Genomic DNA, 12,994 nt, shown 5'->3' with positions numbered 1-12,994 from the left:
GGCCGGCGGTTCGACCGCCGGCCCGGAACGGCTGGGCAGGGCCAGACATCCCGAGAGCAGCGAAAGGACGCGCATCCATGCAGGTGGAATGGGAGACGGTGCTGTCGTACATGACGCACCACCCGCGCTGGTTCGAGGATTTCGGCCGCCGCGCGCCGAGCAGTGAGCACATCCGGGAATACCGGGCCGCGGTTCCCGACACCTGGACGCTGGGACGCCGGGGCTACTGGATGCTGGCCACGCCTCCGGGCGTCGAAACGGTGGCGCAGGGCTGGAAGCTGCACGTGGCCGCCACCTCTCAGCACAGCGTGGAGATGCTGCGCCTGGCTCTTCCGGTGCTGCGCGACGCGGGGGTCCACTTCAAGTTCCTGATGGACCGCGAGGCCGTCCAGGAGTGCAACGGCAAGACGGCCCCGCGCGGGGCCAGCGGGAAGTTCATCACGGTCTACCCGGCCGACGAGGCGGAGTTCAGGAAGGTCGGAAGCGCACTGACCGAGGCGCTCGCCGGATTCGAGGGGCCGTACATCCTCTCCGACCGCCGCTATCCGGGGTCGCGCGCCGTGTACTACCGGTACGGCGGCTTCGCCACCACCTCCCGGCTGACGTCGATCGGCATGAAGGAGCTGCTGATCCGCACGCCGGACGGTTCCGAGGTGGTCGACATCCGGCATCCGTACTGGCACACCCCGCCGTGGGCCACCGACCCGTTCGCGCCCGGGACGGTCGCGCCTTCCGCCGGGGACACCGCGGACGCACTGCCACCCGGGCTCGCCGACGGCCGCTTCACCGTCACCAGCGCCCTGTCCTTCTCCAACCGGGGCGGCATCTACCGGGGTGTGGACAACGAGACGGGCGCCGACGTGATCCTGCGCGAGGCCCGGCCGGGGGTCGAGATCGGGCGCGACGGAATCGACGCGGCAGACCTTCTGCGCCACGAGTACGACCTGCTCGTCGCCCTGGAGGACACCGGCCTGTTCGTACGGCCGGTCGCCTTCTTCACACAGTGGGAGCACGCCTTCCTGGTCGAGGAGTACGTCGAGGGCATCCACCTGGGAGCGCTGAGCATCGCCGAGAACCCGGTCTACGGCCTGCGGCTCGACCCCGGCCGGCTGGCCGACTACTACGAGCGGTTCCGCGGCCTGTGGACGCAGGTGGCCGAGGCCATCGCGGCGTGCCACGAGCGCGGCATCGTGCTGTGCGACCTCTCGCCGACCAACATCATGGTGACCCCCGACGACCGCATACGGATCATCGACCTGGAGTCCGCGTACTTCGAGGGGGCGGCGCCCGGGGCGGACAGCGGCGCCGCGCTCTTCACGCCCGGCATGGTGACCCGCCGGGCACGTGTCACCGGCAAGGGCGACCGCCGCAACGACTACTACGGGCTCGGCGGCATCATGCTGGTCTCCGTCATGGTCTGCCACCAGGCCGACATCCTGGACCCCACCGTCCCCCGCAGGCTCTTCGCCGAGGTGGCCGCCGACCTCGACCTGCCCGCGGAACTGGTCTCCCTGATCGGCGACCTGTACGACGAGGACGTACCGGCTCCCGAACCCGCGGACCTGCTGCGCCGGATCGAGGCGATCCCCTTCGCCACCGCGTGGCGAAGGCCGCCGCCGCTGGCGCTTCCCGCGAGGCCGGACCCCGCGGCCACGGCCGATCTGCACAAGAGGATCGGTGCGGTGCTCGACGGCGTGGCGGACCATCTCGTCGGCGCCGCGGACCCGACCCGCGCGGACCGGCTGTTCCCCGCCGACCTGCTGGTGTTCCTGACCAATCCGCTCTCGCTCGCGCACGGCGCCTACGGGAGCCTGTACGCGCTGCACCGGCTCGGCCGCGAGGTACCCGACCCGCTCCTCGGCTGGGCACTGCGTCAGCCCACCGACCACGCCTCGATGCCCCCCGGCCTGTACTACGGCCTGGCCGGTGTCGCCTGGGCCCAGAGCGCGCTGGGCCTGCCGGACCTCGCGGTGCGAACTCTGCGGTCGGCCGGGGACCATCCGCTGCTGGACGGCGAGCCGGGCATCGTCACCGGGACGGCCGGATTCGGCATGGCCTGTCTGCGGCTGTGGGCCGACACCGGGCGCGAGGAGTTCCTCGACCGGGCGCGCGCGGTCGGCGCCCGGCTGGCGGCGACCGCCTCGCGCGACGCCGGTCTGGCGCACTGGGCCCTCGCGTCGGGCCGCAGGCCGGTCGGCTACGCGGAGGGCGCGGCCGGTGTGGCCCTGTTCCTGCTGGAGCTGCACCGTGCCACCGGCGATCAGCCGATGCTCGAACTGGGCCGCGCCGCCCTCGACTTCGACCTGGCCCAGGCCCAGGCCCAGCCCGGCGGGCCGATGTCGTTCCCCGCCCAGGTGCCCACCGACGACGAGCCCGTCCGGGTCCTGCGCCACTACTGGGACGAGGGCACCGCGGGAGTCCTCACCTCCGCGCTGCGCTACTACCGGTTCTCCGGTGACAGCGGACTGCGGGAGGCCGTCGCGCGGCTGCTGCCCGACGTGCGGCGCAAGCACACGGTCTTCCCCCAGCTGTTCCACGGCACCAGCGGCCTGGGAAACGCCCTGCTGGACGCGTACGAGATCCTCGGCGATCCGGAGCTGCTCGGCGACGCCCAGCGGATCGCCTCGGCGGTGCTGTGCACCGCGATCGAGCGGCCCGAGGGCATCGTCTTCCCCGGCGAGCAGACGGTACGGGAGAGCTGCGACCTGGCCAGCGGTTCAGCCGGTGTCGCACTGTTCCTGGACCGGGTGCGCCATGCCCGGCCCGGAGCCCGCACCAACTTCAACTTCGTGCTGGACGATCTGCCGGACGGCCCGGGGAGGACGCGGTGAGTGTGCCGACCACCGCGACGCCCGCGAAGGCGGGCCCCGCGGCGTTGCGCACCAACCGGGACTTCCGGCTGCTGTGGGTCGGACAGGCGCTGTCCGACTTCGGCTCGGGGATGTCGTACATCGTCCTGCCACTGGTGCTGCTCGCCGCCGGCTACTCCACCGCGCTGGCGGGCGTCATCGGCACGGCGACCCTGCTGACGTCGATGGTGGTCCGGATACCCGCGGGCTACCTGAGCGACCGCTGCGATCCGCGCACCCTCATGATCGCCTCCGACCTGGTCAGCCTGGTCCTGGTCGCCTCAGTGGCGGGCTTCGTCGCGGGCGGCCGGCTGCCGATCGCGCCGGCCCTGGTCGCGGTCGTGGGGTCGCAGGTGGCGTTCGAGGTGTTCCGGCCGAGCCAGAACGTGCTCGTGCGCAGGATCGTTCCCAAGGACCAACTGGGCAAGGCGGTCGCGCTCAACCAGGCCCGCGCCTACGGGGCGGCCGTCGCGGCGCCCTCGGCGGCCGGGTTCCTGTTCGCCCTGTCGCCCTCGGTCCCCTTCACGGTCGACGCGGCCACCTTCGCGGTCTCCCTGGGATGCGTGGCGTGCGTGGCCCGGTCCCGGACGACCGGCGGGCGGGGAACCGGGGGCGGCGAGGGCGGCTTCCTGCGCCGGGTGACTGCGGGACTGCGCCACCTGGTCCGGGATCCCTTCCTGCGTACGTCCTCGGTGTACTTCGCCCTGCTCAACCTGGTGTTCCAGGCGCTGGTGTACGCGCTCATCCTCGGGGTCGGCCGGACCTCCGGAGGCGCGTCGGCGGTCGGAGTGGCGATGAGCTCGGCGGCGGTGACCGGGCTGGCGGGCTCGCTGCTCGCCCCGCTGGCCCAACGGCGGCTGAGCCTGCCGCTGGTGCTCGCCGCCGGGCCCGCGGTGAGCGCGCTGTGCCTGGTGACGGCCTGGCGGACCGGGAGCACCATCGCGTTCGTCGCGGCCTTCGCCGCCCTGTGCCTGCTCACCCCGGTGATCGGAGCGGTGCTGTCCACGGTCATGGCGAAGGCCGCGCCGGAGGCGATCTACGGGCGGGTCACCACGGCGTTCGGCTTCTCCACCGAGCTGCTGCAACCGACCGGGCCGCTGCTGGCGGGTCTGCTGCTGGCGGAGCTGTCCATGCCGAGTGTGGCCGCCGTGCTGGCGGCGGTGTTCGGCGCGCTGGCCGCCGTCGCGCTGTTCCTGCCCGCTCCGGCCACCTACTGAACAGCCCTTCACAGGAGGTTGGACATTGACCCCGCTCTCCGTACTCGACCTGGCCCTGGTCGGCCCCGACGGCGACCCGCAGCAGGCGCTCCACGACGTGGCACGGGCGGCCGTCGTCGCCGACTCATGCGGGTATCGCCGCTTCTGGGTCGCCGAGCACCACAACGCGCCCAAGACGGCGGGCAGTTCCCCGGCCGTCCTGATGGCGCACCTCGCCGCGCGGACCCGGCGGATACGCGTGGGTTCCGGTGGGGTGATGCTCACCAACCACGCGCCGCTGGTGGTGGCCGAGCAGTTCGCCGTCCTGCGATCCCTCTACGGGGACAGGATCGACCTCGGTGTCGGCCGCGCCACCGGCGGCAAGGACGCGACCACCCTGCTGGACCGGGCGCTGCGACGCGGCCCGCAGGCCCGTGACGAGTTTCCCCTGATGGTCGACGAGCTGCACGGCTTCCTCCACGGTGACCTGGCCGAAGAGCACCCGCTGCGGACCCTTGTGCTGTCGCCGCACGTTCCGGTGCCGCCCGGGATGTACATCCTCGGCGTCAGTGAGAACGGCGCGCGCGTCGCGGCGGAGCGGGGGCTCCCCTTCGTCTACGGGCACCACCTGGGCCGGTCGAAGTGCCGTCCGGCCGCGGTGGACCGCTACCGGTCGGTCTTCACCCCCGATGCGCCGGGCAGCCGCCCGTACGTGATGGCGTCGGTGAACGTGCTGTGCGCGGACACCGACGAACAGGCCGGGGAGCTCGCCTTCGAGGTCGCCGCTCAGGAGGTGCGGCGCAACCACCGGGAGACATCGCGCGCGCCCCTTCCCACGATCCGCGAGCACTACCTGGCCCGCCGGACCCTCGACGAGGCCATGGTCGTGCACGGGGGACCCGCCACCGTGGCGGACGCCCTGGAACGGCTGGCCCGGGAACTGCGGGCCGACGAGTTGATGCTCGTCGCCTACGACCACACCGGGGAGGGCCGCTGCCGGACACTGCGCCTGCTGGCCGACCACCGCGCGCCCGCGGCCGGCACGGGATCGTCCGCTCCCGGGATGAAGTACGCGGCAAGTGACCGGTGATTCGACTGTCCTCCTGTGTGACTGATGAAATCTTCGTGATGAAAGAGTGTTTCTGTGGCTTCTTTCCCGGACTTCCCCGAGGAGAAAACGGTCGCTTTTGGGTGAGGCTCCCGGATTTGCGGGCCGCAGGCTCCGGGCACCGGTGCCAAACCACCGTAGGGAGGGCCGTCGCCGCACTCGGGGGATGGCGCAGGCGCAGCGCGCCCATTACGGCGCACTGATCCCCTGCGCCGGACTCGATCTGTCAACGCGCGTCTACCTGCCTGGTCGTCGCCCCACGCCCACGGCCGTAAACCGCGCACGAGCTGACGCAAATCAATCTGGCACGGCTTCCACGCACATGTGTCAATTTACAGGCAGTCCTTCGATCTGCTCCGCTCTGCCCTCACGGAAAAAGGTCGTCCGATGTTTAATTCACAGCGAGTGCGAAGTGTTCACGCCACGAGCAGGGTGGTGCTGCCGTTCCGTCAGAGAATGTTCAGCCGGATACCGTCTTGTCACCGGTGAGCGGCGCCGCGACGGCGGCCGTCCCACTGGAGTGCCGCGCGCTGGGTGAGTTCTCGGTACTGGCGGACGGGGAAGTCGTCGACATCGGAGGCCCCAAGCAGCGGCTGCTGCTGGCGGTACTGCTGAGCCGGGCGAACGCCACCGTCCGTACGGACGAACTGGTCCAGGCACTGTGGCACGGCCGCCCGCCCCGAACCGCCAGGAAGAACCTCCAGGCGTACGTCTCACGGCTGCGCAGGATTTTCGGGGCGCGGTTGACGCACGTGGGCATCGGTTACCGTCTGCGGATGACGCCCGACGAGTGCGACCTGCTGCTCTTCGAGGACCTGGTGCGCAGCGGACGGCAGGCGAGCCGGGACGGCGACACGGAGACAGCACGCCGGCTGCTGGGCCGGGCGCTGGCGGGCTGGGACGGCTCGCCGCTGGCGGAGTTCGGCGACCAGCCCGTGCTGGCGACCGCCCGTGACCGTCTCCAGGAGCTGTTCCTGTCCGCGCTGGAGGACTGGGCGGAGCTGGAGACCGAGAGCGACGGGCACCGGGCGGTGCTCGACCGTCTGGAGGAGCACGTACGGCAGCACGCGCTGCGCGAGCGCCTGGCGGCGGGCTGGATGAGGGCGCTGGCGTTGTCCGGCCGGCCGAACGAGGCGCTGGCCCACTTCGACTTCGTCCGCCGGGTGCTGGCCGAGGAACTGGGGGTGCAACCGGGGCCGATGCTGTCCCGGCTGCACGCGCGGCTGCTGGACGGCGAGGTCGCGGACCCCCCGCCGCACCGGTTCGGTCGGGGCCGCCCGGGTAACCAACTACCGCGTGACCTGCCGGACTTCGTCGGCCGAGCCGCCGAGGTGCAGCGGCTGATCGCCCACTACGGCCGCAGCGGGGGCCACAACGTGGCGGTGGTGTCCGGCCCGGTGGGAGTCGGGAAGTCCTGCTTGGCGGTGCACGTCGCCCACCGGCTGGTACCACTGTTCCCGGACGGGGGCCTGTTCGCCGAACTCGGAGACCGGCCGCTGGAGACGGTGGTGCGGAACCTGCTCGACACGATCGGCCTGGACGTCGGACACTCGCCCGCGTACGCGCTGGCCACCTGGCGGTCCTGGATCGCCGGCCGGCGGCTGCTGCTCGTGCTGGACGACGCGGTCCGCGAGGACGTGGTCCGCAGGCTGCTGCCGTCCGGGGGCGCCAGCGCGGTCATCGTGACCAGCCGCAACCGCCTGTCGGGGCTGGAATCGGTACTGCGGGTGGACCTGCCGGTCCTCGGCCAGGCGGAGAGCATGGAGCTGCTGGGCCGCGTCATCGGCGTCGGCCGCGTCATGACGGACCCCGGCTCCGCGCGCCGCCTGGTGGCGTGTTGCGAAGGCTCACCGCTCGCCGTACGGATCACCGGGGCCAGGCTGAACGCCCTGCGGCACGTGCGGCTCGCCGACTACGCCGACCGGCTGTGCCGCGCCCCGCGCCTGCTCGACGAGATGGCCGCCGGCGAACTGGCGCTGCGTGACCGGTTCGAGTCCTTCTACCGGGGCCTGTCGGAGCGGCGGCGGGCTGCCTTCCACCGCGTGGTGGCGCTGGAGCCGCCGCTCGAACACGGACAGCTCGTCGCCGCGCTCAGCGGACTGGAAGAGGGAGCCGAACTCGCCCTGGAGTCGCTGGTGGAGTGCAACCTCCTGATGGTGCCGGACGCCGAGGTGAGCGCGCACTCCATGGTGTACGGGATGTCGGGATTCGCGTACGGCTTCGGCCGTGAGCTCGGCAGCCGCTGTGAGCTGGGGGCTCCCTCGGACTGACCCGGTGCGGCGGGAACTCGCCGAAGGCCCGCGCCGGTTGGTCCGGGCCGCGGGCCGCATCGGAGCCATGCCTCGGTCGGGCTCCCGTCGCCCTGCCCGGCAGCCGGCGCTGCCCGACGGGCGGCGAGCGGTTCCCGACTCCTTGGTCCGCTCGCCTTCACTGATGTGAAGAGGCCGGACGAAGGGTCAAAAGCATCAGCGGTGTCGCCGCTTGTCCTCGCGTCACGCGAGAAGCGCCATGACGTCGAGCCTGACGGGGACGAGAGCGCCGGCCGCTCTACGGCAGCCGGAAGTCCCTGTCGGCCCGCTCGCGCTCCGGCACGGCGCTCTCCTGTCGTCTCGTGGAGGCGGGCGTGCGTACCGGGCGGAGACCCGGCCCAGACCGAAACGCAGGCAGCCGCACCCCGGGGTGAGCCGGCGTGTGACGGTCAGCGGTACAGGCGCAGCTCGGCTGGGGTACGCGGTCGCGGGGCGGGCACGGAGACGGAACCGAGGCAACCCGGGACGCCCGGCGGCACGGCGATGGCCTGCGCGTATACCAGGGCTGAGGCGGTTTTCAAGCAGCGGCCAACCGACGCCCGGACAGTGGAGTCCGCACGAGTGTCGCCAGGGGCGGCACGGTGGGAGGGAGACGGCTGATGGAACTCGGAGAGCTGCTCGCGCTGCGCCCGCAGCCCGGTGCGGGGCTGCTGGTGTGCCTCACCCGGCGCTGCCCGCTCAGTTGCGCGCACTGCTCGACGGACTCCGGCCCCGCAGGGGGTGACCAGCCCCTTGCCGAGGCGCTGCTGCGCTTCACCGCCACCCTCACCCCGGCCGACCACCCCGAGGTCATGCTGCTCACCGGCGGGGAACCCCTGCTGCGGCCCGGCCTGGTCGTCGCGCTGGCCGCCCTCGCACGGGCCGCCGGTACTCGTACCGCGCTGCTCAGCGGCATGTTCTTCGCCCGGGAGGACGGCCGCGTCCCTCCCGCCGTGCTGCGGGCGGCTGTCGCAGTGGACCACTTCTCGGCCAGTCTGGACATCTTCCATGAACGCCAGGTTCCGCGCGCCGCCGTGTTCGCCGCGGTGCGCACCATCCGCGACGCCGGTGTGCCGATCAGCTTCCATCTGTCCGGCACCGGTGCCGCGGACCCCTACCTCGCGGACGCCACCGCGGCGATCCGGCAGACCTTCGGTGCCGGCACGGCGGTACTGGTCAACGAAGTCCGGCCCTTCGGACGGGCAGCGAGCTGGGCCGCCGCCCGGTCCGCCGCCGCGGACGAAGGCGCCGGGCGGCTCGCCCCCTGCGCGATGGCGGCCTGGCCGGTGATCGGCTTCGACGGCACCGTGCTCGCCTGCTGCAACCAGGACACCGTGGACCGCCGGCCCGTCCCGCCGCACCTGCGTCTCGGCCACATCGCCGAGAGCTCCTGGCCCGAGGTGCGGCACCGGGCCACCGGCTCGCCCACTCTGCGGGCCCTGCGTACCCTGGGCCCGGCGAGGCTCGGCGTCCCGCCGGCTCAGGACGGCCGTCCGGCCACGTACTGCGGCACCTGCCGGGCGGTCGCCGAGCACCCCGCCGCCCTGGCCACCGCGGCCCGGGCGGGTACCGGCCTGGTCGGCGAGATCCTGGACCGTGAGGCGGCCAGGGCCCAGTCCCGTGAGGGTGCCCGCGGTCTGGCCCGCCGCTACGGCTGCGCCGCGTACGCCCATCTGGTCCGGCCCGGCCCGGGCGGGGAAAGCAGCCCGCGGTGAGCGCCGGCGCCCGTCTGGGGCTGTGTCTGGGGCTGGCCCGCCCCGAGATCGCGGTGGCGTCGTCCGCGCTGTGGCGCCGGCCGGTGACCGCCGGGCGGTACGTGCGGTATCTCAGCGCCATGCACGGTGTCGTACGCGCCTCGGTGCCGCTGATGCAGCGGGCCGCCGATCAGTGCCCGCCCGGGCGGCTGCGGGCGTACCTCCTTGCGCACATCGGCGAGGAGGCCGGGCACGACGCCTGGCTGCTGGCGGATCTGGCGGCCGCCGGGGCCGATCCCGCGGCGATCGCGACAGCCCCCGTTCTCCCCGAAGTGGCCGCGCTGGTCGGGCCCGCGTACTACCGGGTCGAGCACGAGCATCCCGTCGCCCTGCTCGGATACGTCGCCGTGCTCGAGGCCAACGCGCCCGCACCCTGGCTCGCCGCGCGGTTGGCCTCCGAGACCGGGCTGCCACCGGCCGCGTTCCGCACCCTCGCGGCCCACGCCGAACTGGACGGCGGCCACCTCCGCGACCTGCTGGCACTCCTCGATGTCCTGCCGCTCGGGCCGGCCCAGCAGCAGGCGGCCGCCCTCTGTGCCCTGCACACCGCCGATGCGCTGGTCCGGCTGTTCCTGCGGCTGGCCGATCCCGACCCCTTCACGGAGGCCACCCATGACGCATCCCCCTGAGGAACCGGCCGGTGTCCTCGCGCGCCTGGCGCAGGCGGGCGTCCAGCTCGACTGGCTCAACGACGACCAGCGGCAGGTGCTGCTCGACCTGAGCTCCGACGAGCTGGCGCTGCTGCTGAGCATCAAGGCCAGGCTGGACGAGGTCTCCCCTGACGTACAGGCGCACAGCGAGATCGCAGGCGGCGCCCTCTTCTGACATCCGGCGGCCCGGACGCCACCGACAGCCGACAAGCGAGGCCCTCCATGCAGTGCCACGGGTGCGCCCACGAACTCCCCGACGATGCCCGCTTCTGCTCCTCCTGCGGCACTCCGCAGGGGGATCGTGCATCGGCGCGGGTGGCCGACGAACGCAAACTGGTCACCGTTGTGTTCTGCGATCTGGTCGGGTCCACCGCGCTCTCCGGCCGCCTGGACCCCGAAACACTGCGCACGGTGACCCTGCGCTACTTCGAACTGATCCGGGAACAGATCGAATCGCACGGCGGCACGGTGGAGAAATTCATCGGCGACGCGGTGATGGCCGTGTTCGGTGTCCCGACCGTGCGGGAGGACGACGCACGCCGCGCTCTCGCCGCCGCCCTCGGCATGGTCGGCGCCCTCGACGGTCTCAACGCTCGCCTCGACGCCGAGCTGGGCGTCCGGCTCAACGTGCGGATCGGTGTCAACACCGGCCGGGTGGTGGCCACCTCGGATGTCACCGCCCGGCAGGCGCTGGTATCCGGCGAGACCGTCAACGTGGCCGCCCGGCTGGAACAGAACGCCAGGGCCGGTGAGATCCTCATCGGCCCCGACACGCTGCTCGCCGCAGGCCCGGGCGTCAGCGCCACCGCGACGGAGCCGCTGCAGCTCAAAGGCAAGTCCGAACCGGTCACCGCGCACCGGCTGCTGGCCGTCGAGGACGACGACCCGGCCGTGCGGCGCCGATTCGACGTGCCGTTCGTCGGCCGGCGCCGCGAACTCGACGTGCTGGACGCGGCACTCGCCGAGGTCACCGCCCGTCGGCGGGTCCGGCAGGTCCGGCTGTACGGCGAGGCGGGCATCGGCAAATCGCGACTCCTCGGAGAGTGGCTGGCCTCGGTCGCCCCCCGAGCGCTGTACGGCACGGGCCGCTGCCAGACCTACGGCACCCACGGCAGTCTGAGCCCCCTTGCCGACGCCGTCCGCCAGCTGCTCCCCGCCGCCGAGCGGGCACGCGGTGACGCGGACCGGGCCCCGGACCGGCCGGCCGGCCGCGATCAGGCGCACGCCGTACTCGCCGGAGGCCTGCTGCGGGACGGGACCCCCAACCCTTCCACCGCCGAGACCTGCGCCGCGCTCGCCACGCTGCTCGCCCTCACCGCGCGGCACCGTTCCGTCGTGCTCGCCATCGACGACTGCCAGTGGGCGTCCTCCGCGCTCACCGACATGCTGGACGACCTCACCGGACGCCTTGCTCACGCTCCCGTGCTCGTCCTGCGGCTCGCCCGGCCGGAGCCCGTGGCCGACGGCCCGTGGCTGCTGCCCGGACTCTCCGCGACCGAGGCCGCGGAACTCGCCGACCACCTCGGCGCCGGGCCGCAGGCGGCGCAGGCCGCGCTCAGCCGCGCCGGCGGCAACCCTCTCCACCTGGAACAGCTGCTCGCCGGGGGGCCGGACGCCGACCTGCCGCCCACCCTCCAAGCCGTGCTGGGCGCCCGCATCGACGCGCTCGGCCCCATCGAGCGCACCCTGCTCGATCTCGCCTCCGTGCTCGGCGACGAGTTCGCCGGCACCGATCTGGCCGAGCTGGCCGACGCGGACGACTTCACCGTGCGGGACGGGCTCCTCCGGCTCGGCGGGCGTCGGCTCGTCCAGGCCGCGCCGGACGGCGTCCATCGGTTCACCTCGCGGCTCGTGCAGGAGGTCGCGTACCAGTGCATGACCAAACGCACCCGCTCCGCATGGCACGAGCGGGCCGCGACGCTCTCCTCCGTCCGCCGTGCCGGCGACGGCGCCACGGGCAGCCACCTCGAACGCGCCCACCACTACCGTGTCGAACTCGGCCTCCAGGACGCCCATACCGAACGCCTCCGCCGCTCCGCCTTCCCGCTCCTGGCCCGCGCCGGAGCCCAGGCTCTCGCGCGCTCCGACCTGGCGTGGGCCGACGACCTCCTGACGCGCGCGGTGGCGCTGACCGTACCGGCACCGGCTCGTACGGCTGCTGAGGAATCGACTCCCCATCCGGAGGACCCCGGGCCGCGCGTCACCGCCGATCCGGCCGAGGTCGCCGCCCGCCGCCGTCTGGCAGAGGTCCGCCTGGCACTCGGCCGTCCCGAGGAGGGCCGCACCCTGCTCCGGGAAACGCTGGCCCGGGCGGTCGACCCCGTCGAAGCCGCCCACGCCCGTCTGGCGCTGGCGGTGCACGACCCGAACCGCGGTGCCGGCACCGCCCGGGTCGCCCGGGAAGTGCTGCCCGTCTTCGAGGAACGCGGCGACCACCTCGGCCAAGCCCGCGCTTGTCTGCGCCTCGCCCAGCAGTACCAGGTCGAGGGCCGCCACGGTAAGGCCGAACACCTCCTCACCAGGGCTTTGGAACAGGCCGTCCGCGCCGACGCCGAACCCGAACGGGCCGCCGCCCTCGGCGCGCTCGGGGTGTCGCTCTGGCGCGGACCCGCCCCTGCCGCCGAGGCGATAGCCCACTGCCAGGCACTGCTCGCCCGGCACGCGCCCGGCCGGCGTACCGTCCGGGTCACGCTGAACTGCCCGCTCGCCGTGTTGCTCGCCCTGAACGGCCGCCGCTCCGAGGCCGCCGCCCGCCTCGCCGAGGCAGGGCGGCTCGCCGCCGAACTCGGTTACGCCGAAGCCCGGGTGTTCCTCCCGCTCTTCACCGCGATGGTCGAGGCCCTGGCCGACCGACCGCAGGCCGCCCTCGCCCAGCTCGCCGGCACGCGCGCCGCAGCCGCAGAACTCGGTGCCGAGGGACTGCTCTTGCCGCTCGCCCTGGAATCCGCCCGCAACTGCCTCACCCTTGACGACCCGGTGGCCGCGGCCGCCCACCTCACCGCGCTGGACGGCGCCGGCCCGGACCGCGCAGCCGCCGACCAGGCGGACTTCGCCGGGCTGCAGGCGCGCCTGGCCGCTGTACGCCACGAGCCGGAGACGGCTGTCCGGCTCGCCGAGGAGTCGGTGCGGGTTGCCGCCCGCACCGACTC

The 12,994-nt window shown here is 73.3% G+C and carries 8 protein-coding genes; all 8 read left to right on the top strand.

Annotation, left to right across the window (positions count from 1 at the left end):
- Positions 1-77: 77 nt before the first annotated feature.
- On the top strand, positions 78-2,831 hold the full coding sequence (lanKC, locus tag VIW71_RS18045) for a class III lanthionine synthetase LanKC (protein WP_331623368.1): 2,754 nt from the start codon (positions 78-80) through the stop codon (positions 2,829-2,831).
- Positions 2,828-4,066, top strand: a complete 1,239-nt coding sequence (locus VIW71_RS18040; RefSeq protein ID WP_331623367.1) for an MFS transporter — start codon at positions 2,828-2,830, stop codon at positions 4,064-4,066. The genes lanKC and VIW71_RS18040 overlap by 4 nt, the downstream gene beginning before the upstream one ends.
- Positions 4,067-4,091: 25 nt before the next feature.
- Positions 4,092-5,135 carry an LLM class flavin-dependent oxidoreductase gene (locus tag VIW71_RS18035; protein ID WP_331623366.1) on the top strand — a complete coding sequence of 348 codons (1,044 nt, stop codon included), beginning with the start codon at positions 4,092-4,094 and terminating at the stop codon, positions 5,133-5,135.
- 503 nt (positions 5,136-5,638) lie between these two features.
- Positions 5,639-7,423: an AfsR/SARP family transcriptional regulator gene (locus VIW71_RS18030; protein WP_331623365.1), complete on the top strand. Its 1,785-nt coding sequence runs from the start codon at positions 5,639-5,641 to the stop codon at positions 7,421-7,423.
- Between the two features lie 638 nt (positions 7,424-8,061).
- Positions 8,062-9,156: a radical SAM protein gene (locus VIW71_RS18025; protein ID WP_331623364.1), complete on the top strand. Its 1,095-nt coding sequence runs from the start codon at positions 8,062-8,064 to the stop codon at positions 9,154-9,156.
- Complete coding sequence (locus VIW71_RS18020) at positions 9,153-9,824, top strand: iron-containing redox enzyme family protein (protein ID WP_331623363.1); 672 nt, start codon at positions 9,153-9,155, stop codon at positions 9,822-9,824. Before VIW71_RS18025 ends, VIW71_RS18020 begins: the two co-directional genes overlap by 4 nt.
- Positions 9,808-10,020: an aroma-sacti cluster domain-containing protein gene (locus tag VIW71_RS18015; RefSeq protein WP_331623362.1), complete on the top strand. Its 213-nt coding sequence runs from the start codon at positions 9,808-9,810 to the stop codon at positions 10,018-10,020. The genes VIW71_RS18020 and VIW71_RS18015 overlap by 17 nt, the downstream gene beginning before the upstream one ends.
- Positions 10,021-10,067: 47 nt before the next feature.
- On the top strand, positions 10,068-12,994 hold a 2,927-nt coding region (locus VIW71_RS18010), incomplete at its 3' end, for an adenylate/guanylate cyclase domain-containing protein (protein WP_414720774.1).

Origin of the sequence: Streptomyces sp. (assembly GCF_036524955.1) — a bacterium.
GTDB lineage: Bacteria > Actinomycetota > Actinomycetes > Streptomycetales > Streptomycetaceae > Actinacidiphila.
Note: the sequence above shows the minus strand (reverse complement) of the source record. Positions and strands in the feature narration are given on the sequence as shown.

What these genes read in the sequence shown, in the direction of transcription:
- VIW71_RS18025 (WP_331623364.1), top strand. Translation starts at nt 8,062, where the DNA reads ATGGAACTCGGAGAGCTGCTCGCGCTGCGCCCGCAGCCCGGTGCGGGG.
- lanKC (WP_331623368.1), top strand. Translation starts at nt 78, where the DNA reads ATGCAGGTGGAATGGGAGACGGTGCTGTCGTACATGACGCACCACCCG.
- VIW71_RS18015 (WP_331623362.1), top strand. Translation starts at nt 9,808, where the DNA reads ATGACGCATCCCCCTGAGGAACCGGCCGGTGTCCTCGCGCGCCTGGCG.